This is a genomic window from Comamonas aquatica (assembly GCF_018064205.1).
GTDB lineage: Bacteria > Pseudomonadota > Gammaproteobacteria > Burkholderiales > Burkholderiaceae_C > Comamonas > Comamonas aquatica.
In genome coordinates this window covers 2997886-3018197 of the sequence record NZ_CP072916.1, presented here as the reverse complement: position 1 = coordinate 3018197, position 20312 = coordinate 2997886, and the positions used below count along the sequence as shown (strand labels likewise).

Below are 20312 nucleotides of genomic sequence, written 5' to 3'. Positions count from 1 at the left end.
CGCCCCAGGGCCGGGCCTCAGGCCGTGGGCAGCTCGGCCTCGTTGAGCGCGAGGGCGCGCAAGGATGCCGGGCGGTCCAGCAGCGGCAGGCTGTAGGCGCTGAACTCGGGCAGCGGCGGCAGCAGCTTCATCGTGTGCCCCCAGCGCAGGTAGCTGACCATCAGCAGGTCGGCCGCCGTGAACTGGTCGCCGCACAGGTAGCGCCGGCCGGCCACGGCCTGGCGCAGTGTTTCCACCACGTCCTCCAGGCGCCCGTAGCCGGCCATGGAGGCGTGCTCGGGCGTCTGGTCGGTCAGGTAGCCCAGGTGCTGTGCGGTCAGCGCGGCATCGGCAGGCCCGGCCAGGTAGAACATCCAGCGGTAATAGCTGCCGCGCAGCGCGCTGCCCGGGGCGGGTGCCAGTTGCTGCTCGGGAAACAGCTCGGCCAGGTAGGCCACGATGGCGGCCGTTTCGGTGATGACGGTGTTGCCGTGCAGCAGCGTGGGCACCTTGCCCATGGGGTTGAGGGCCAGATAGCCGGGTGACTTCATGTCGGCACCAAATTCCAGCCGCGTCAGGGCATAGCGGGCGCCGCATTCCTCCAGCATCCAGCGCACCATGGCGGCGCGCGAGTGGGGGTGGAAGAACAGGTGCAGGGCAGGGGCGTGAGGGGTCATGACAGAGGGGGCAACACATGGCAACAGCGCCATGGCCGCGACTGTAGGCAGGCCTGCTGACAGTTTCTGTCAGCAGTGCATCGCGGCCGTGGGGGCATGGATGGCACTGCCATGGGCACCGGGTGGCCGCTGCGTCGAACAGCGCCGGGGGCATCTGCCTGGGCCGTGTCAGCTGCGGTCGGTGCGGCTGCACAGCTGGCGCGACCAGCGCTCGATCAGGTGGGCACGGGGTTCCGGGTAGCGCTCGGACAGGGCCGTGACCGAGCGCACACGGTCGGCGCGGAAGTGCCGGAAATCCTGGCGCAGCTCGCACCAGGCGGCCAGCACGCGGTGGCGGTCAAAGAAGGCCATGGCAAACGGCCAGATGCAGCGTTCGCTGGGCTGGCCCTTTTCATCGCGGTAGTGCAGCACGATCTTGCGCTGGTGACGGATGGCGTGGCGCAGCGGCGTCTGCCAGGGCTCGGTCGGGGCGTCGGCCCGGTCCATGGCGGGCACCAGCAGCCCGCTGGTGTCCACCTCGATGCGCAGCTCCAGCGGCAAGGCGCTGCGCACGCGGTCCAGCGCGGTCTGGGCGGCCTGGGCCAGTGCGGGGTCGGCCTGCTGGCTGGCCCAGCGTGCGCCCAGCAGCAGGGCCTCCAGCTCATCCGGGGTGAACATCAGCGGCGGCAGCACAAAGCCCGGGCGCATCTCGTAGCCCATGCCGGGTTCGCCGGTAATCGCCGCGCCCTGTTCGCGCAGCGTGGCAATGTCGCGGTACAGGGTGCGCAGGCTGATGCCCAGCGCCTGGGCCAGGGCTGGCCCGGTCCGGTCTGTGGCTGGCGCTGGCTGCGCGCGGCGCAGCTGCTCCAGCAGCTGCAGCAGGCGGGCGGAGCGGCTCATGGCGGGGCGCTGAGGGGGCGTCAGCCCGCCAGGGCCTGGGCGCTGATTTCCAGGCTGCGCAGGCGCAGCGCGGGGTCGTGGATGTCGGTGACCAGGATCAGCTCGTCCGCCTCGGTGCTCTGCTGGATCTGTGCAAAGCCCTGGCGCACGGTCTCGGGGCCGCCGACCACGGCCAGCGCCAGAAAGTCCTGGATGGCTGCCTGCTCGCGCGGGCCCAGCTGCTGCAGGAAGCCTTCGACTGGCAGGGGCAGCTTGCCGCGCTGGCCGGTCAGGATGCCCAGCACGCGCTGCTGCGTGCTGGTGGCCAGGAACTGCGCCTCGGCATCGGTGGGGGCGGCCACCACGGGCACGCCGACCATGACATAGGGCTTGTCCAGCACGGCGGAGGGGCGGAACAGCTGGCGGTACAGCCCGATCGCCTGGTGCAGGAAGCGCGGTGCAAAGTGCGAGGCGAAGGCGTAGGGCAGGCCCTTCATGGCGGCCAGCTGGGCGGAATACAGGCTGGAGCCCAGCAGCCAGATGGGAATGTGGGTGTCGCTGCCGGGGGTGGCGCTGATGCGCGCGTTCGGGTCGGCGGGGCCCAGCAGGCGCTGCAGCTCGGCCACGTCGCGCGGGAAGTCCTCCTCGGTCTCGACACGGTCCCGGCGCAGGGCGCGCATGGTGGCGCCGTCCGTGCCGGGGGCGCGGCCCAGTCCCAGGTCGATGCGGCCGGGGTACAGCTCGGCCAGGGTGCCAAAGGCTTCGGCCACGACCAGCGGCGGGTGGTTGGGCAGCATGATGCCGCCCGAGCCAACGCGGATGCGTGTGGTCTGGCCGGCAATGTGGCCGATCAGTACCGCCGTGGCCGAGCTGGCAATGCCCGGCATGTTGTGGTGCTCGGCCAGCCAGTAACGGGCAAAGCCCAGGGCCTCGGCCTTTTGTGCGGTCTGCACGGCAATGTCCAGCGCCTGGCGCACCGTGCCGCCTTCGCGCACGGGCACCAGGTCCAGCATGGACAGGCGTGGTGTCTTGAAATGCATGGGGAACTCCACTCTTCAAACCGAAGCGTTCAGCGCAGGCTGCAGGCGGATTTCAGATGAAAAACCATCGGGAAGCCGCAAAAAACCAGCGCTGTCAGCTCACTTTTTGCTGTCTTTGCGCAGGGCCACGGCATTCTTGCTGATGATGGCCACGGCCACGGCCCAGACGATGGCGACCACGGCGATGCCCCAGTGCTGCTCGCCCATTTCCATGGCGATGATGGTCAGCGGCAGGGCAATCAGCGCACCCAGTCGGATGAAGCGCTGCAGCGTGAAGCTGCTGAGCCGCTGCTTGTACAGCTGCAGGCCCACCACGCTGGCCACAGCCAGCACGCTGATGTAGAGGAAGACATCGCCACCGTAGGGGGTGGCCCAGGTACGCAGGGATTCAAACATGCGTTCATTGTGCAGCTTGCGCATGACCCCGGCGCCGGCAGGTTATGCGGCACCGGCTGCCGCCCTAGCGGCTACGGGTGCGCCGTTGCTGCGCCTGGTCGTCGTCCGACGGTAGGGCCTGTGGCGTCGTGCCTGGTCCACCGCCGGCGTCAGTCTCCCTGACCGCGGCGCGTGCGTGGGCGTGCTTGCCAGAAGGTGAAGGCCTCCTGGTGCACGTCGATGTCGATCTCGGCCACGCGCTGCTGCATCTGGGCCTGGGCGTCGGCTACGCCCTGGTTGTAGGCCAGCGGGGCGATCTCTGCCAGGAAGAACTTCAGCAGGCCGGCGGCGGCGACGTTGCCGATGGGCTCGTCCATGTGTTCGCGGAAATAGCGTTCGATGGAGGCCACGGCCTGCTGCTGCGTGGTGTCGGGCAAGGTGATCGGCATGGGCTGGACAGGGTTCAGGGTTGCAGGGTCCGCACGGTGGTGGCCATGCCGGCCAGCGGCAGGCGCAGCCACTCGCCGAAGGCGGGGGCGGGCAGGGTCCAGTCCTGGGCGCGGGGTTGGGCATGGCCGTATTGCAGCAGCCACTGCACGCAGCGGATCACGCCGGCGTGCGTGACCCAGACCACGTCGCGCTGGCCGTACCGGCTGTCCTGCGCCCAGCTGTGCCGCAAGGCGCGGGACACACGCTGCAGCATGGTGGCCAGGCTTTCGCCACCGCCGGGGGCGGTGTGGTACAGGTCCTGGCCCCAGGCGTCCAGCTCGGAGCGGGCGATGGCGCTCCAGGCCTGGCCTTCCCAGCGGCCGAAATGCATTTCCTGCAGGCGCGCATCGGGCACCAAAAGCGCCTCCGGCGCTTGCAGGGCGTGGGCCAGCTGCTCACACCTTTGCAGGGGCGAATGGCGCACGACGGCCTGCCGCGGCAGCGCCGCCCCCGCGCGCAGGGCCGCCTGCAGGGTGTGCTGCGGGTCGGCCGGCACGTCCAGCTGGCCGTAGCAGACGCCGGGGGCAATCAGCGGTTGGGCGTGGCGCAGCAGCCAGAGGGCGGGGGCGGCCATGGCTCAGAGCACGTACTGGGCCAGCAACAGGCCCGCGACCAGGTACATGGCCAGTTCGCACAGCTGCTGGGTGGCGCCCAGGCAGTCGCCCGTCATGCCGCCCAGGCGGCGCTGGAAGCGCCAGCCCAGGTAGGCGGTGACGACGGTCCCCGTCAGCAGCAGGGCTAGCACGGTGGCCTGGCCCAGGTAGACGTACACCGCCGCCAGCGCCGGCAGGCACCACAGCAGCCCGGTCAGCACGCCGCCCCAGCCCAGCGGGCTGCCGGCGATGTGCAGGGTTTTGGAGGCGTCCGGCTTGCTGACATGCGCCAGGGTGCGCATCAGCACCAGCGGCGCGGCGCGCGACAGCACGTGCACGCCGCACAGCAGCAGGGCCGCGGCGGCCACGTCGATCTGCACCAGCAAGGCCACGAACACCACCTTGGCCAGCAGGCCCAGGCACAGCGCCATGGCGCCATAGGCGCCCAAGCGCGAATCCTTCATCACTTCCAGCGCCCGCTCGGCGGGCAGGTGGCCGCCCAGGCCATCGGCCACATCGGCCAGCCCGTCTTCGTGGAAACCGCCCGTCACGCACAGCGTGGCCGCCGTGCTGAGCACCGCCGCCACCCACGGCAGCATGGGGTGCGTGGCTAGGGCGTGATGGCAGGCCAGCACCACGGCGGCGGCGACTAGGCCGATCAGCCAGCCCACGCCGGGCAGGTGGCCGGCACTGGCGCGCTGCAGGGCCGGGCTCCAGCCCACCCAGGCCGCCAGGCGGCCGGTCACGGGGATGCGGCTGAAGAACTGGAGGGCCAGCAGGAAGTGGCGCAGAGGCTGCATGAGTGGTATGAAAAGTAGAGCTGCTGGCGCTTGTTGCATCAGCGCCAAGTGCCAAAAACATGCCAAATCCGCAGGCGGTGCCGGCGGGCTGCGGCCTGCGGTGCCGTGCGCCGGCGGGCAGGGCGGTGGTTGCACCACCGGAGCCCGCCACGCCCGGGGCGCGTTACTTCAGGAACAGCTGGTAGGCCGGGTTGTCGGTTTCCTCCACCCAGGGGTAGCCCAGCTGCTTGAGGAAGGCGTCGAACTTCTTGCTGTCCTTGGCCGGCACCTGCATGCCGACCAGGATGCGGCCATAGTCCGCGCCCTGGTTGCGGTAGTGGAACAGCGAGATGTTCCAGGTCGGCGCCATCAGGCTCAGGAACTTGAACAGGGCGCCGGGCCGCTCGGGGAAGACGAAGCGCAGCAGGCGCTCGTCCTGCGCCAGGGGCGAATGGCCGCCCACCATGTGGCGCAGGTGTTCCTTGGCCATTTCGTCGAAGGTCAGGTCCAGCGCCTCGAAACCGTGCTTGTGGAAGTTCTTGGTGATCTTCTCCGACTCACCCTTGGTCGGCGTGGTCAGGCCGACGAAGACATGGGCCTTGTTCTGGTGGCTGATGCGGTAGTTGAACTCGGTCACGCTGCGTGGGCCGCCGGGCAGCTTGCCCACCACCTCGCAAAAGCGCTTGAAGCTGCCGCGCTCCTCGGGGATGGTCACGGCGAACAGGGCTTCGCGCTCCTCGCCCACCTCGGCGCGCTCGGCCACGAAGCGCAGGCGGTCGAAGTTCATGTTGGCACCGCACAGGATGGCGGCGTAGGTCTCTCCCTTGGTCTTGTGCTTGGCCACGTACTGCTTGATGGCGGCCACGGCCAGGGCGCCCGACGGCTCGACGATGGAGCGTGTGTCGACAAAGATGTCCTTGATGGCGGCGCAGACGGCGTCGGTGTCGACCACCACATAGTCGTCCACCAGGTCCTTGGCGATGCGGAAGGTCTCTTCGCCCACCAGCTTCACGGCCGTGCCGTCGGCAAACAGGCCCACGTCGGGCAGCTCCACGCGTTCGCCGGACTGCACGGACTGCAGCATGGCATTGGAGTCCTTGGTGTGCACGCCGATGACCTTGATCTCGGGGCGCACGGCCTTGATGTAGTTGGCCACGCCGCTGATCAGACCGCCGCCGCCAATCGCCACGAACACCGCATCCAGGCGCGGGCTGCCCAGCTTTTGCAGCTGGCTGAGCATTTCCATGGCGATGGTGCCCTGGCCGGCGATCACGTCCGGATCGTCAAACGGGTGCACAAAGGTCAGGCCTTCGGTCTTTTGCAGCTTGACGGCGTGCTTGTAGGCGTCGGAGTAGCTGTCGCCGGCCAGCACCACCTCGCCGCCCAGGGCCTGGACGGCATCGATCTTGACCTGGGGTGTGGTCGTGGGCATCACGATCACCGAGCGGCAGCCCAGTTTCTTGGCCCCCAGGGCCACGCCCTGGGCGTGGTTGCCGGCCGACGCGCAGATCACGCCGCGCTGCAGCTGCTCGGGCGACAGGTTGGCCATCTTGTTGTAGGCGCCCCGCAGCTTGAAGCTGAACACGGGCTGCTGGTCCTCGCGCTTCAGCAGCACCTTGTTGTGCAGGCGGCGGCTGAGGTTCTTGGCGGGCTCCAGGTCCGACTCCACGGCCACGTCGTAGACACGGGCCGTCAGGATCTTGGTCAGGTAGTCAAAGGGGGTGAGGTGCTTGGTAGTGGTCATATGCGGCAAACCAGGTCTGGCGCGGGCATGAGTGCCGGGCCATTCCAAGGGGGTCCATCATAGGCATTCACCCTGGAGCACGTCATGGCGGAGCTGGATGACAGGCATCGCCAGGCAAAAAAAAGCCCCAAACCGAGAGGCTTGGGGCTGAATCCACCGTTAGAGGAGGTGGAGGAGACAACTGGTGCGCTACAGTAGACCACGCCACTGTGGGCATCGCGGGTGAAAACCTCGGCGATCCAACGCATGGCGCGCATTGTAGCCTGGATAATGCTGCGTTGCAACAAGATTTCAGGGTTTTCTGAACATTCAGGTTTGTGTGCTGCAATTCTGTTGGGCGGAACACCCCACTCAATGACTGCGTGAAGCAAGGAGAAAATGAACATGGAATGCACAGTCAGCTGGACCGGCGCGGCAGGAACCCGCTCGGGCATGGGCTTTATCGCGGAAACCGGCAGCGGCCACGTGCTGGCCATGGATGGTGCGCCCGATGAGCGCACCCCGGCCAATGGCGGGCAGAACCTGGCGCCGCGCCCGATGGAGGCCCTGCTGGCCGGTACCGGCGGTTGCACGGCCTACGACGTGGTGCTGATCCTCAAGCGCGGCCGGCACGACGTGCGCGGCTGCTCCGTCAAGCTGCAGGCCGAGCGGGCCGAGCTGGAGCCCAAGGTGTTCACCAAAATCAATATGCACTTCACCGTGACCGGCAAGGCCTTGCCCGCTGCCGCCGTGGAGCGCGCGATCGCCATGAGCCACGAGAAGTACTGCTCGGCCAGCATCATGCTGGGCAAAACCGCGGAGATCACCACCAGCTTTGAGGTGCTGGAAGCCTGAAGGCGTTGCACGCGCTGAATGACGATAAAAAGCGCTAAGTTGGCGCTTTTTTTGTTGCATCGTCGGTGTATTGGGTTGGTGTCAGTGACGAATTGATTCCGGTGGGGTGGTGCAGTTCGGGCGAGACGGGTCCCCGCGCTGCATCGAAAAAGTGCATGTGGTCATGCTTCGATGCGGCATCGATGTGAGCGCAAGCTTTCTGGTGGTGATTGGCTGTCTTGCGTACTCAGAGAAAAGTGTCGCGAGCGTTTGAGCCAAGTGACATTGCGAGGTCACCCGCACCCTCGCTCATTTTGTTGCTGATGAGCAACAAAACCAAGCAAAAATGGCACCCAAGAGGGGATTTGCTTTGCGCAAGGGGTTCCAGTCTGGTGCAATAAGCCCAACTTCCCCACCAGGAGGTTGGCGCGCCCCGCAGTGTCTGATGCGTATCAAAAGACGCAACAAAGAACAGACGCCAAGCTGCGTACGTGCCCTCTACAAACCTTGGAGTAAATCGATATGAAGAAATCTCTGATCGCCCTGGCCGCAGTTGCTGCTTCCGGCGCCGCTTTCGCTCAATCTTCCGTGACCGTGTTCGGTGTGGTTGACGAAGCTGTGTCTTATGTGAGCGGCCAAGATAACTGGTCTGGTCTGAATTCCGGCGCTAACCAAACCAGCCGTCTGGGCTTCCGCGGCGTGGAAGACCTGGGTGGCGGCCTGAAGGCTAACTTCTGGCTGGAAGCTGGCATCTTGGCTGATGAAGGCAGTGGTGGTTCCGGTTACGAAGGTGCTAAGGCTACTGACGGCTTGGCATTCAAGCGTCGTTCAACCTTGGGCCTGGAAGGCGGCTTCGGTGAAGTGCGTATGGGTCGTGATCTGACCGAAGCTTGGAAGGCCACCAGCCGTTACGACGTGTTCGGTCAAGTAGGTTATGGCGTGTCCCGTCTGTGGGCCGATGCTAAGGTGGGTTCGGTCGCTACGACCAACCAACGCGTTAGCAACATGATCACTTACGTGTCGCCTAACTTTAGCGGCTTCAAGGCTGCTGTGAACTACGGTTTCGGTGAGCAAGACTCCAACCGTACCAGCCGCTACTTCGGTGGTGGCCTGACATATGACAACGGTCCTCTGAGCATCGGTCTGTCGGGCGAGCGTCAGAACAACAAGGGCTACGTTGCTGCGATTACTACTCCGGCTCCTGTTGCCGCTGTGTATGGTCGTGATGTGACTGCTTGGGCTTTGGGCGCTTCTTACAACTTTGGCGTTGTTAAGCTTGCTGGTGCTTACCGCGATTCCAAGGCCAAGGCTGAGAATGGCAACAAGGACAAGATGAAGGGCTACTACATCGGTCTGTCCGCTCCCGTGGGCGCAGCTGGTGAAGTGAAGGCTTCTTACAACCGTTCCGAAGCGACTTTGTTTGGTGCCAACAAGCTGAAGGCTGACCAGTTCGCCCTGGGTTATGTGCACAACTTGTCTAAGCGCACAGCTGTGTACGGTACCTACGCTTATATCAAGAACAAGAACGATAACGGCGCAAACCTGGGCTTGGCTCTGCAGTCTGGCGTTGCTCTGAAAGACAACGGTTCGCAGCACGGTCTGCAAGTTGGTGTTCGCCACGCTTTCTAATTTGAAGCTGAGCTAGCCTCAGTTTTGTTTAGATAAAAAAGCCAGCCTTCGGGCTGGCTTTTTGCGTTGTCGCTGCCCTGTAGCACGGGAAAACGAGTGTGGTTTCCACGCGAAAACAAAAATTAGAACGCCTGTGCTTTTCTAGAATGAATTTGCATCCTGAATCGAACAATTCACTTCAAGGAGACAAACAGATGCAAAAGAAAATCTTGGCTGCAGCCGTGGCTGCTTTGTGCGGTGTAGCTACCACGGCAATGGCGCAGCAGACAGGTGCCAGCAAGGTGGAGCTGTGGGGGATTGTGGATGCAGCGGTTCGCCACACCACCAACGAGGGGACTGGCAAAAGTGGGCTGACCAAAATGGTAGGTGGCGGCATGTCGCAAAGCCGCTGGGGCATCAAGGTGGAAGAAGATCTGGGGGGTGGCACCAAAGCCCTGGTTGAGCTGGAGCATCGTTTCAATACCGACACCGGCGACAAGGACGCCACAGCGCCCTTTTTCCAATTGGCTTATGTTGGCCTGCAAGGTCCTTATGGTCGCCTGACCATGGGGCGTCAGTGGAACGTGTTGTTTGATGTAGTGACTTCAACGTACGCATCGTTCCCTTATTCCCCCTACATGGACGCTTACAAGCCAGAGTTGGGCATGGCGATGGGCGCACGGACCAGCAATCAACTGAAATACTTGATCGCTACACCTGACCGCAAGTGGGTGGGTGCCTTGCAGTATTCGTTTGGTGAAAATAACGACACCAAAGATCTGGAGGCCGGATTTCCAGCTAATCAGGCGGCTTTGCCGGGCCTGATTCAGCAACGGACTTTGGCAACATTGTCCGGGGGAGCGGTCAAAACGATGGGTGGCTACCTGCGCTATTCCGCGGATGGTTTGGCGCTGGGTGGCGGCTATCTGCGCACCGAATTGCCTGGTAGCACCAAGGTGGATGCCTGGACGCTGGGGGGCTCTTACCGCACTGGTCCTTGGTACTTCAATGCGGGCTATGGTCTGAACAAGGCGAAATTCGACACGCCCAATTCTCCCCTGTCCCCAGTGAATGTCCGGAATGCGGTGGATCGTGCACTGCTGAATGCCTACTGGTCGGGCCAAACCAATGGCGGCTTCCAGTCGGGTGATGCGGACAAGCGACAGTTGTTCAAGGTGGGGTTCGGTTACCAGATCACGCCGCAGCTGAACTTGGGCATGCACTATTTCCGCGGTAAGCAGACCGGTTCCGTGTCGGGCAACTTCAACAGCACGGCCAACTTCCTGGTGGCTGCAGCCGACTATGCCTTCAGCAAGCGCACGGATGCGTACCTGGCGATCGACCGCACCAGCATCAGCGGTGGACAGGGGACGGTGCTGGACAATACCAGCGGCGCCCGCAGCCGCACCGGCTTTACCGTGGGCCTGCGCCATCGCTTCTGATGGTCTGAGGCTTGCATCCGAAACCGGCAGCCATGCCGGTTTTTTTGTGCCTGCCAAGGTCTGAGGGTAGCGTCGACGGATTGGTAATCAGCTATGAAAAACAAAGCTGTAGGCGATCGTGCAGCCTTGAATTCAAAGTTTTTTATTTTTGAAAGTAATGAATTGCAGGTGCAGCATGCACATCTTTTTGGGGCAAGCCGCAACCACTTCAGATGCCATAGCGCTTTTGTTGCAACTGGTTCTGCAGGTTTTGCAGGTTGTGCGCCAGGCCGTCTCCCATTTTCAAGGCCACGGCCGTTGCCAGAATGTCGATGATCAGCAGGTGCAGCAGGCGCGAGGCCATGGGGCTGTAGAGATCGGAGCCTTCCAGGTTGTCGGCCGCCAGCAGGATGTGGCTGGAGTCCGACAGCGGGGTGTGGCTGGAGGTGATGGCGATGACGGTGGCGCCCTGGTGGCGGGCAATGTGGGCCACGTCCACCAGCTCTCGCGTGCGTCCGGAGTTGGAGATGACGATCAGGCAGTCGCCGGGGCGCAGCATGGTGGCGCCCATGGTCTGGATGTGGGTGTCGCTGGTGGCCTGGCTGCTGATGCCGAGGCGAAAGAACTTGTGTTGTGCGTCCTGGGCCACCACGCCGGAGTTGCCTACGCCGTAAATCTCCAGGCGCTGCTTGCGCTGCCAGGTGCTGCTGATGGCGTTCACCGCCTGTTCGATGGCGGCGGGGTTGGCGGCGTTGCGGTACTGCAGGAAGGCGGCGACGGAGTTGTCGATCACCTTGACCAGGACATCGGAGGTCTTGTCGTCCACATCCACGCTGCGGTGCACAAAGGGCACGCCTTCGGCGACATTGCCGGCCAGCTTGAGCTTGAAATCCGCCAGCCCGTCATAGCCCATGCTGCGGCAAAAGCGCACCACCGTGGGTTTGCTGACATGGGCCCGCTCCGCCAGTTCGCGCACCGGCAAACGTGCAAAGCGGTGGGGGTCTTCCAGCACCAATTTCCCGACCCGCTGCTCCGCAGGTGCGAGCGAAGGCAAAGAGGCAGAAATCCGGTCCAGCATGCAAACAGTCCTTGTGTGGTGGTGCGCCGTGCACCAAAGGCTGCGATTTTCCGCCACTTGCAACAAACCATCGTGCCTTGGGTCATTGTGACAGGCGGATGTCTGTGAGGCCGGCACTACACTTGGGGTTTGGCGATGCGTTCCACCGTACGAACACCAGGAAAACAGCAGAGACAAGATGAACCAGCTCGAACAACTGAAGCAGTACACCACCGTGGTGGCGGATACCGGCAACTTTCAACAATTGGCGCAGTTCCGCCCCCGGGACGCCACCACCAATCCGTCGCTGATATTGAAGGCGGTCCAGCAGCCCGCGTACCAGCCGTTGCTGGCCGAGACCGTGCAGCGCTTTCCCCAGGCCGACCTGGCGGAGGTGATCGACCGGTTGCTGGTGCGTTTTGGCTGTGAAATCCTGTCGGTGGTGCCCGGCCGTGTCTCCACCGAGGTGGACGCGCGCTTGTCCTTCGACACGGCGGCCACGGTGGTGCGTGCGGAACGGCTGATTGATCTGTACCAGGCGGCCGGGGTGCACATTGACCGGGTGCTGATCAAGATTGCGGCCACTTGGGAAGGGATCGAGGCGGCGCGCCAGCTGGAGCTGCGCGGCATCCACACCAACCTGACCTTGTTGTTTTCCAAGGTCCAGGCCATTGCCTGCGGGCAGGCCAAGGTGCAATTGATTTCGCCTTTTGTGGGGCGCATCTATGACTGGTACAAGAAGCAGGCCGGAGCGCAGTGGGATGAGGCGGCAATGGCCGGCGCGAACGATCCCGGGGTGCGCTCCGTGCGTGCCATCTATGACTATTACAAGCACTTTGGCATTGCCACCGAAGTCATGGGCGCCAGCTTTCGCAATACCGGGCAGATTGTGGCGCTGGCCGGCTGTGACCTGCTGACGATTGCCCCGGAGCTGCTGGAGCAACTGAGCCAGAGCACGGCGCCGGTCGCGCGGGCACTGGATGCGCAGCAGGCACGGCACGCCGAGCTGCAACCCGTGCACTACGACGAAGCCGGTTTTCGCTATGCACTCAACGAAGACGCCATGGCCACGGAAAAGCTGGCCGAAGGCATTCGTGCCTTTGCCGTCGACACCGCCAAACTGGAGCAACTGATCCGCGCGCACTGAGCGCGGCGAACATGACCCCGCCCAGTGGAGATGGGCAGTGGAGACGGGGCGCGAAGCCGCAGGCAGTACTTCCGTACGACCAGGCATCGCGACGACGTATCCAGGCTTGTGTTGGCAGCTCAACGTATCACATTCACACACCGGGCCTCACCAGGCCCGGTCACCGGAAACCTCATTCATGCATTCAGCCGTTATCAGTGGCACGGGTTTGTTTCAGCCCCCCTACACCATCACCAATGCGGAGCTGGTCGAGGCCTTCAATCGCTACGTGGACCTGGACAATGCCCGCCACGCCGCAGACATCGAGTCCGGCGCACGTGCACCGCTGCAGCACTCCAGCGTCGAGTTCATCGAGAAGGCCTCCGGCATTCAGCGCCGCTATGTGATGGAGAAATCCGGTGTGCTCGACCCCCAGCGCATGCACCCGCGCTTTGCGGAGCGTACCGACGATCAGCTCTCGCTGATGGCCGAGATCGCGGTGGATGCCGCGCGCCAGGCCTTGCAGCAGGCCGGAAAAACCGGGGCCGATGTCGACATGGTGCTGTGCGCAGCGTCGAACATGCAGCGCGCCTATCCTGCGATGGCGATCGAGATCCAGCATGCCCTGGGCGCGGGAGGCTACGGCTTCGACATGAACGTGGCCTGCTCGTCCGCCACCTTTGCCCTGGAGCAGGCGGTCAATGCCGTGCGCAGTGGCAGCGCGCGCTGTGTGCTGGTGGTCAATCCCGAGATCACCTCGGCCCACCTGGAGTGGAAGGACCGCGACTGTCACTTCATCTTTGGCGACGTGTGCACGGCCATCGTCATCGAGCGTGCCGACACGGCCACCGCGGCCGATGTCTGGGAGGTGCAGGGCACACGCCTGGCGACCCAGTTCTCCAACAACATCCGCAACAATTTCGGGTTCATGAACCGCAGCGAAGACAGCGATCCGCAAGCACGCGACAAGACGTTCCGGCAGGAGGGGCGCAAAGTCTTCAAGGAAGTGGTGCCGATTGCGGCGGCGCACATCGAGGCCCATCTGGCGCAGCTGGGCCATGACCCTGCGGGCGTGCGCCGCTTCTGGCTGCACCAGGCCAATCTGGGCATGAACCAGCTGGTGCTGAAAAAGCTGGTGGGCGAAGCCAGTGAAGATCGCGCACCCCTGATCCTGAACGAATTTGCCAACACGGCGTCGGCCGGCTCCATCATCGCCTTCCACCAGCACCGCCAGGATCTGGTGGCGGGCGACCTGGGGGTGATCTGTTCATTTGGTGCCGGCTATTCGGTGGGCAGCGTGGTGGTGCGCAAGCGTTGATGAGCTATGTCGGTGATGTGTAATCAGACGCCACAGTGGGCGCAACTTCAACAGCATGCAGACCGTGAGGGCCGCAACCTGGACCTGCGCCAGGCCTTTGCGCACCACCCGGAGCGCTTGAGCCAGCTCAGTCAGCAGGCGCCGTATGTGTTTGCCGACTTGTCCAAGAATCTGTGGCAGCCCCAGACGGAGCAATTGTTGGCCGATCTGGCGCACAGCTGTGGCGTGACCGAGCAGCGCGATGCCATGCTGTCGGGGGCGCCCATCAATGCGAGCGAGCAGCGCGCGGTCATGCACTGGCTGCTGCGCACGCCGCAGGATGGGGGGCTGCTGCACGACCATCCCGTGGTGCAGCAGTGGGGCGGTGGCATGGTGCAGGCCCTGGCGCAGGTGCACCAGACCTTGGAGGCCATGCTGGACCTGGCCGAGCAGGTGCGGGCCGATGCGCGCATCACCGACGTCGTCAACATCGGGATCGGTGGCTCGCACCTGGGCCCGGAAGTGGTGGTGCAAGCGCTGGAGGACTGGGGCGATGCGGGCACCCAGTTCCACTTTGTCTCGAACGTCGACGGCCATGAACTGGGCCATGTGCTGCGCCGTGTCCGGCCCGAGAGCACGCTGTTCCTGATCGCTTCCAAATCCTTCACCACGGCCGAAACCATGCTGAACGCGCGTTCCGCGCGGGCATGGTTTCTGGCGCATGGCGGCAGTGCCGATGCGGATGCCGCCTGCAGCATCGACCGTCACTTTGTGGCGCTGACGACGAATGTCCAGGCCGCGGCCGAGTTCGGCATCAGCCGCACGCTGGGCTTCTGGGACTGGGTGGGCGGGCGCTTTTCGTTGTGGTCGGCGATTGGGCTGCCGATTGCGATGGCCATCGGCGCGGCGCAGTTCCGCCAACTGCTGCAGGGCGCACACGCCATGGATGCCCATTTCTTCAGCGCGGCCCCGGCGGTCAATCTGCCGATGCGCCTGGGCTTGCTGGATGTGTGGAACCGTGATTTCCTGGGCTTTGGCAGCCGCTGCATCGCCCCCTACAGCCATGGCTTGCGCCGCTTGACGGCCTACCTGCAGCAGTTGGAGATGGAAAGCAACGGCAAGCGCATCACGCGCGATGGCCAGGTGCTGGAGGTGCCCACGGCCCCCGTGGTCTGGGGCGAGCCCGGCACCAACGGCCAGCACGCCTTCTTCCAGATGCTGCACCAGGGCCAGGACACGATCCCGGTGGAATTCATCGCCTTGCGCGATGGTGGCAAGTACCTGGGGGCCCACCACCAAAGCCTGGTGATCAACGCAATTGCCCAGGCCCAGGCCCTGATGTTGGGGCGCCAGGGCGAAGGGGTGGAGCGTGATTGCCCGGGCAATCGCCCCAGCACCTTCTTGCTGCTGCAGGCGCTGGACCCCACGTCGCTGGGGGCCTTGATTGCGCTGTACGAGCACCGAGTGTTTGTGGCGGGTGCGGTCTGGGGCATCAACAGCTTTGACCAGTGGGGGGTGGAGCTGGGCAAAAAGCTGGCGCAGGAGCTGCGTGCCCGCCAGCAGAGCCACGACTGGGCCGGGGTGGACCCCTCCACCTTGGCGCTGATGCAGCGGCTGGCTGAATCGCCCACGCATGGCGATTAATGAAGCGCAGCACACACCGGCCTCGGTGCGACGTTGTTGCGCCTGGGCGGTCCTGGTGGACGGCCTGCGGTGCCACGACTTGTGTTGCCAGCCTTGCTGTGGGTGATTGGGCTGTGCTGGCGTGCTAAAAGCAGAGCACCCAGCGCTTGCTGAGTAATCGCTAGAAGGTCATTTGGCTCAAAATTTCAAGGCATAAAAAAAGGCCGCGCAAGCGGCCTTTTTTGTATGCAACCCCAGCGGTATCAGGCTGGGGTCGGCTGCCGGGCAATTACATGCCCATGCCGCCCATGCCACCCATGCCACCCATGTCGGGCATGGCGGGTGCGCCTTCAGCCTTGGGGGCTTCGGCAATCATGCACTCGGTGGTCAGCAGCAGGGAAGCCACGGACGCGGCGTTCTGCAGGGCAGTGCGGGTCACCTTGGTGGGGTCCAGGATGCCCATTTCCAGCATGTCGCCGTAGGTGTCGTTGGCAGCGTTGAAGCCGAAGTTGCCTTGGCCCTTCAACACTTCGTTCACCACCACCGAAGGCTCGCCACCGGCGTTGGCCACGATTTCACGCAGAGGCGCTTCCACGGCAGCCAGTACCAGCTTGATACCGGCGTCTTGCTCCACGTTACCGGTGGCCAGGGCGCCCACGGCTTGCTTGGCGCGCAGCAGGGCCACGCCACCACCGGCCACGATGCCTTCTTCCACGGCAGCGCGGGTGGCGTGCAGGGCGTCTTCCACGCGGGCCTTCTTTTCCTTCATTTCGACTTCGGTGGCAGCGCCCACCTTGATCACGGCCACACCGCCGGCCAGCTTGGCCACGCGTTCTTGCAGCTTTTCGCGGTCGTAGTCGGACGTGGCTTCTTCGATCTGGATGCGGATTTGCTTCACGCGGGCTTCGATTTCGTCAGCCTGGCCAGCACCGTCGATGATGGTGGTGTTTTCCTTGCCGATTTCGACGCGGGCAGCCTGGCCCAGGTCTTCCAGGGTCACCTTGTCCAGGGTCAGGCCCACTTCTTCAGCGATGACCTTGCCGCCGGTCAGGATGGCGATGTCTTCCAGCATGGCCTTGCGGCGGTCGCCGAAGCCAGGGGCCTTCACAGCCACCACCTTCAACACGCCACGGATGGTATTCACCACCAGGGTTGCCAGGGCTTCGCCTTCGACGTCTTCGGCAATGATCAGCAGGGGACGGCCGGCCTTGGCGACTTGCTCCAGCGTGGGCAGCAGGTCACGGATGTTGCTGATCTTCTTGTCGAACAGCAGCACGAAGGGGTTGTCCAGAATCGCGGCTTGCTTTTCGGGGTTGTTGATAAAGTAGGGCGACAGGTAGCCGCGGTCGAATTGCATGCCTTCCACGACATCCAGTTCGTTGGCCAGGCTCTTACCTTCTTCCACGGTGATCACGCCTTCCTTGCCGACCTTGTCCATGGCCTGGGCGATGATTTCGCCCACGTCGGAGTCAGAGTTGGCGGAAATGGTGCCGACTTGGGCGATTTCCTTGGAGGTGGTGGTGGCCTTGGATTGCTTCTTCAGCTCTTCCACCAGGGCGGCGACAGCCTTGTCGATGCCGCGCTTCAGGTCCATGGGGTTCAGGCCAGCGGCCACGTACTTGGAGCCTTCGCGCACGATGGCTTGGGCCAGCACGGTGGCGGTGGTGGTGCCGTCACCGGCGATGTCGTTGGTCTTGGAGGCCACTTCCTTCACGAGCTGGGCGCCCATGTTCTGCAGCTTGTCCTTCAGTTCCACTTCCTTGGCCACGGACACACCGTCCTTGGTCACGGTGGGGGCGCCGAAGGAGCGCTCCAGCACCACGTTGCGGCCCTTGGGGCCCAGTGTCACCTTGACCGCGTTGGCCAGGATGTTCACGCCTTCCACCATGCGAGCACGTGCTTCGCCACCAAATACTACGTCTTTAGCTGCCATTTTTGGCTCCTACAAATCTGGTTCAAATTGGCTGCTAGCCCTTGTACATCAAGCGCTAACAGCTATGAAATTTCAAAGTTCTGAAGAGGATCGCGCTGCGATTTACTTTTCAACGACCGCAAACAGGTCGTCTTCCTTCATCACCAGCAGTTCGTTGCCGTCAACCTTCACGGTCTGGCCGGAGTACTTGCCGAACAGCACGCGGTCGCCCACCTTCACGTTCAGAGCGATTTGCTCGCCCTTGTCGTTGCGCTTGCCGGGGCCGACGGCCAGCACTTCGCCTTGGTCAGGCTTTTCGGCGGCGTTGTCAGGGATAAAGATGCCCGAAGCGGTCTTGGTTTCGTTTTCCAGGCGCTTGACGATCACGCGGTCGTGCAGAGGACGCAGGTTCATAACATCTCCTAGGTATCAATCAACAAGGTTGAAGAGGTCCGCCACGCTGTCGCAACTGGGCAGAGTGGCTTGATAAAGCTGTGGAACGGTGCTGTTAGCACTCAACCCCATCGAGTGCTAATAATAAGGGAAAAATTTTGGCTTTCAAGGGGTGGGTGTTCCTCGCTGACGCCACGCAATCTCTGTGCAGAGGGACGCTGGACCCTATGGCGAGGTTGGATTCCAAGAAAATTCTTTGCAAAACAACGACTTGAGAGTTTTTGCGCGGTGCACCCCTTGCCGCGGGCCGAGGTTTCGGAGCGCGGTGCGTCAACGGCTGATGGCGATGGGTTGGGTCCACTGCGCCAGGACCGGCAAGCCGGGGCGGGCGATCACATCGGCCAGCGTGTAGCAATCCAGGTGCTGCCAAAACGCCTTCAGCGCCCCATTCAGGATGCAGGTCAGCGCACAGCCGCCGGTCAGCCGGCAGTGGTTGTTGGGGCCCAGACATTCGACGAGGTTGAAGTCGGGTTCTATGCTGCGCACCACCGCCCCCAGCGGGATTTCCTGGGGGGATTTGCTCAGGTGCAATCCGCCGTTTTTCCCGCGCACGGTGGTGATCCACCCTTGTTGCGCCAGCAATTGGGACACTTTCATCAAGTGGGCCTGCGAGATATCGAAGGCTTTTGCAATTTCGCTGATGGTACACAGGCGCTCGCTGTGGGCGCCGGTGTAGATCAGGACCCGCAGCGCATAGTCGGTGAGTGTGGTCAGGCGCATCTTAGTGAGACCGGCGTTGGAGGGGGACGGGTTTTCCGGGGCGCTGGTCGGCACGTGGGCGCACCAGCATCGGAAGGAAGCGCCATAAGTAAACGGCAAATGCCAAGACCCAGCATGCGGCGCTGGCATGCAGCCAGGGCACGGGGTGGGTGCTGGCGCCCAGGGCCACCAGGCGCAAGACAACGGCGCAGAACACCAGTCCATAGCTGCACACCATGCTGCGGTCGGCGACCAGGGGGCGCCCGGTGTGACCCAGGGCCGTGCGCGTGATCATGCCGATGATGAGGGCGCCAAATCCGGCCATGCCGAGCAGGTGGACCGGCCAGGACATGCGTGCCGTCCAGCCCAGGGCGTAGGCGGCTGCGGCCCACAGGCCCAGTCCCAGCCCGGCATAGCCCAGGTAGAGGATCCAGAGCAATGGCGTGCGCAGCACGGCCCAGGGCTTCCAGGCCATCACGTGCCAAAGGGTGAGCAGCCCGGCCGCAGCGAAAAGCGGGGCGGCCCATGGACCCGGACCGAATTGCCACACCAGGATGCCGCAAGCGGCCAATCCCGCCTGCCATTGACCGCTGCGCGTGTGCCGCGACACGGTGAGTTGCGGGAGTGCCCGCGTGGCAAAAAATGGAATCACCCGCCTGGCAATCAGCAAGGCAATGGCGGCCATGCACAGCATGCCCGTGAAGAAATAGTGCATTACTACGCTGTAGCCGAGCTGGTGCCAGCAGGCGAAGAGGTACGCCGCGTTGGCGCTACCTATGCCGAGCAGCAGCGGAACCAGGAGGTAGTTGTGTCGGCTCTGGCGTGCGAGCAGGCAGCGGCCTATCGCCAGTGCTGCCATGGCGATGAACAGCAGGTCGGCGGTGCTTGCCACCGCAAAGGCGACGGCACCGGGCCAAAGAAAGCCCAGGCGTGCGGTGGCCCAGAGCAGCATCAGTGCGCCCAGTGCACGGCCTTGCAAGGGATTTATGCCGGTCCAGTTGCTGGTGGCGGTCAGTAGAAAACCCACCGTGATGGCCGCAATGCATCCCCAGAACATTTCATGGGCGTGCCAGAAGACCCCGGCCACCACGCCCTGCAGCAGCGAGGGGGCAAACACCCAGAGCGATACCGCCACCATGGCCCAGAGGGCGCCACACAGGTACAGCGGCCGAAACCCCAGTTCCAGAAAGGCCGCTAGGGATGGGCGCTGCGGCGGTTCCGGCGTGGACGGTTCCTGGATTTTCAGAAGGCTAGTCATTGCAGTTTTTTCAATAAATACAAAACCTGCATCAAGGGTAGATGTTTCTGAATATTTCTGTTTGAAATGATTGTTTTTATTTGATTTAAATCAATCTTTTAATTGTTTGATTGATGTATGAATTGCTGTGGATATTGTGGTTATTGATGGAGATTTTCGAATGGAGCGGATGGTCGCCGTGTTTTTAAATGGTTGAAGGCAAGGTTTGAATATCGATTTGATGCGCATCAATTGAATGTTTGATCAATGTCTTTACAATCGGTGCAAGTGTTCATGGCTGTGCGGGTTGGGGTGGATTGAAGATCTTGCCAAGCCTCCGTAGCCTGCACAGTCATCCAGAAAGGTGGCACATGCTTGAGAAAAAGAATCCCACGACGCGCAAAGAAGAATTGCGCAGTTTCGCTTTCCTGACGGTGGTGATGGCGCCGGTGTTGGCCGGTTTGATCATTGTCGGCTACGGCTTCCTGGTCTGGATCTTCCAGATGTTTGCGGGTCCTCCGCATGCCTGAAG

20 protein-coding genes are annotated in these 20312 nt (G+C 63.3%); 7 read left to right on the top strand and 13 right to left on the bottom strand.

The window, feature by feature from the left end; translation table 11 throughout:
* Positions 1-17: 17 nt before the first annotated feature.
* The 8 genes from KAQ61_RS14250 to ilvA form a co-directional block, all read right to left on the bottom strand.
* The gene (locus KAQ61_RS14250; protein WP_210929606.1) at positions 18-656 is read right to left on the bottom strand and encodes a glutathione S-transferase family protein; all 639 of its coding nucleotides are present in this window, start codon (positions 654-656) and stop codon (positions 18-20) included.
* Between the two features lie 168 nt (positions 657-824).
* On the bottom strand, positions 825-1535 hold the full coding sequence (locus KAQ61_RS14245) for a helix-turn-helix transcriptional regulator (RefSeq protein WP_210929605.1): 711 nt from the start codon (positions 1533-1535) through the stop codon (positions 825-827).
* A 20-nt stretch (positions 1536-1555) separates the two neighbouring features.
* Positions 1556-2554 carry an LLM class flavin-dependent oxidoreductase gene (locus KAQ61_RS14240; RefSeq protein WP_210929604.1) on the bottom strand — a complete coding sequence of 333 codons (999 nt, stop codon included), beginning with the start codon at positions 2552-2554 and terminating at the stop codon, positions 1556-1558.
* A 99-nt stretch (positions 2555-2653) separates the two neighbouring features.
* A complete protein-coding gene (locus KAQ61_RS14235) occupies positions 2654-2950 on the bottom strand; it encodes a hypothetical protein (protein WP_045267674.1) in 297 nt (98 codons plus the stop codon).
* Positions 2951-3099: 149 nt separating this feature from the next.
* Positions 3100-3378 (bottom strand): DUF2164 domain-containing protein, encoded by a 279-nt coding sequence (locus KAQ61_RS14230; protein WP_043381647.1) that lies wholly within the window; start codon positions 3376-3378, stop codon positions 3100-3102.
* 14 nt (positions 3379-3392) lie between these two features.
* Complete coding sequence (locus KAQ61_RS14225) at positions 3393-3992, bottom strand: histidine phosphatase family protein (RefSeq protein ID WP_210929603.1); 600 nt, start codon at positions 3990-3992, stop codon at positions 3393-3395.
* Between the two features lie 3 nt (positions 3993-3995).
* A complete protein-coding gene (locus tag KAQ61_RS14220; protein WP_210929602.1) occupies positions 3996-4811 on the bottom strand; it encodes an adenosylcobinamide-GDP ribazoletransferase in 816 nt (271 codons plus the stop codon).
* Positions 4812-4974: 163 nt separating this feature from the next.
* A complete protein-coding gene (ilvA, locus tag KAQ61_RS14215) occupies positions 4975-6534 on the bottom strand; it encodes a threonine ammonia-lyase, biosynthetic (RefSeq protein ID WP_042414771.1) in 1560 nt (519 codons plus the stop codon).
* Between the two features lie 384 nt (positions 6535-6918).
* Here ilvA and KAQ61_RS14210 point away from each other — a divergent pair, with 384 nt between their 5' ends.
* The 3 genes from KAQ61_RS14210 to KAQ61_RS14200 all read left to right on the top strand — a co-directional run bounded on the left by KAQ61_RS14210 (position 6919) and on the right by KAQ61_RS14200 (position 10397).
* Positions 6919-7368, top strand: coding sequence for an OsmC family protein (locus KAQ61_RS14210; protein ID WP_210929601.1), 450 nt, complete (start codon positions 6919-6921; stop codon positions 7366-7368).
* A gap of 501 nt (positions 7369-7869) precedes the next feature.
* Positions 7870-8976 carry a porin gene (locus tag KAQ61_RS14205; RefSeq protein ID WP_210929600.1) on the top strand — a complete coding sequence of 369 codons (1107 nt, stop codon included), beginning with the start codon at positions 7870-7872 and terminating at the stop codon, positions 8974-8976.
* 194 nt (positions 8977-9170) lie between these two features.
* On the top strand, positions 9171-10397 hold the full coding sequence (locus tag KAQ61_RS14200; RefSeq protein WP_210929599.1) for a porin: 1227 nt from the start codon (positions 9171-9173) through the stop codon (positions 10395-10397).
* A gap of 208 nt (positions 10398-10605) precedes the next feature.
* Here the strand turns inward: KAQ61_RS14200 and KAQ61_RS14195 are convergent, their stop codons facing one another.
* Entirely contained in the window at positions 10606-11454 is an 849-nt protein-coding gene (locus tag KAQ61_RS14195) for a MurR/RpiR family transcriptional regulator (RefSeq protein ID WP_183302142.1), read from the bottom strand.
* Between the two features lie 178 nt (positions 11455-11632).
* On the opposite strand from KAQ61_RS14195, the gene tal reads away from it, so the two are divergent.
* The 3 genes from tal (at position 11633) to pgi (ending at position 15500) form a co-directional block, all read left to right on the top strand.
* Complete coding sequence (gene tal / locus KAQ61_RS14190) at positions 11633-12580, top strand: transaldolase (RefSeq protein ID WP_210929598.1); 948 nt, start codon at positions 11633-11635, stop codon at positions 12578-12580.
* A 178-nt stretch (positions 12581-12758) separates the two neighbouring features.
* Complete coding sequence (locus KAQ61_RS14185) at positions 12759-13877, top strand: beta-ketoacyl-ACP synthase III (RefSeq protein ID WP_210929597.1); 1119 nt, start codon at positions 12759-12761, stop codon at positions 13875-13877.
* A 15-nt stretch (positions 13878-13892) separates the two neighbouring features.
* On the top strand, positions 13893-15500 hold the full coding sequence (pgi, locus tag KAQ61_RS14180; protein ID WP_420839333.1) for a glucose-6-phosphate isomerase: 1608 nt from the start codon (positions 13893-13895) through the stop codon (positions 15498-15500).
* Positions 15501-15768: 268 nt separating this feature from the next.
* Here the strand turns inward: pgi and groL are convergent, their stop codons facing one another.
* The 4 genes from groL to KAQ61_RS14160 form a co-directional block, all read right to left on the bottom strand.
* The gene (gene groL / locus KAQ61_RS14175) at positions 15769-17412 is read right to left on the bottom strand and encodes a chaperonin GroEL (RefSeq protein ID WP_042414742.1); all 1644 of its coding nucleotides are present in this window, start codon (positions 17410-17412) and stop codon (positions 15769-15771) included.
* A gap of 102 nt (positions 17413-17514) precedes the next feature.
* A complete protein-coding gene (gene groES / locus KAQ61_RS14170; RefSeq protein ID WP_210929595.1) occupies positions 17515-17805 on the bottom strand; it encodes a co-chaperone GroES in 291 nt (96 codons plus the stop codon).
* A 309-nt stretch (positions 17806-18114) separates the two neighbouring features.
* Positions 18115-18564, bottom strand: a complete 450-nt coding sequence (locus KAQ61_RS14165; protein WP_042414737.1) for an RrF2 family transcriptional regulator — start codon at positions 18562-18564, stop codon at positions 18115-18117.
* Position 18565: 1 nt separating this feature from the next.
* The gene (locus KAQ61_RS14160) at positions 18566-19801 is read right to left on the bottom strand and encodes an NnrS family protein (RefSeq protein ID WP_210929594.1); all 1236 of its coding nucleotides are present in this window, start codon (positions 19799-19801) and stop codon (positions 18566-18568) included.
* Between the two features lie 350 nt (positions 19802-20151).
* Here KAQ61_RS14160 and napE point away from each other — a divergent pair, with 350 nt between their 5' ends.
* A complete protein-coding gene (gene napE, locus KAQ61_RS14155; protein ID WP_210929593.1) occupies positions 20152-20310 on the top strand; it encodes a periplasmic nitrate reductase, NapE protein in 159 nt (52 codons plus the stop codon).
* The last annotated feature ends 2 nt before the right edge of the window (positions 20311-20312 follow it).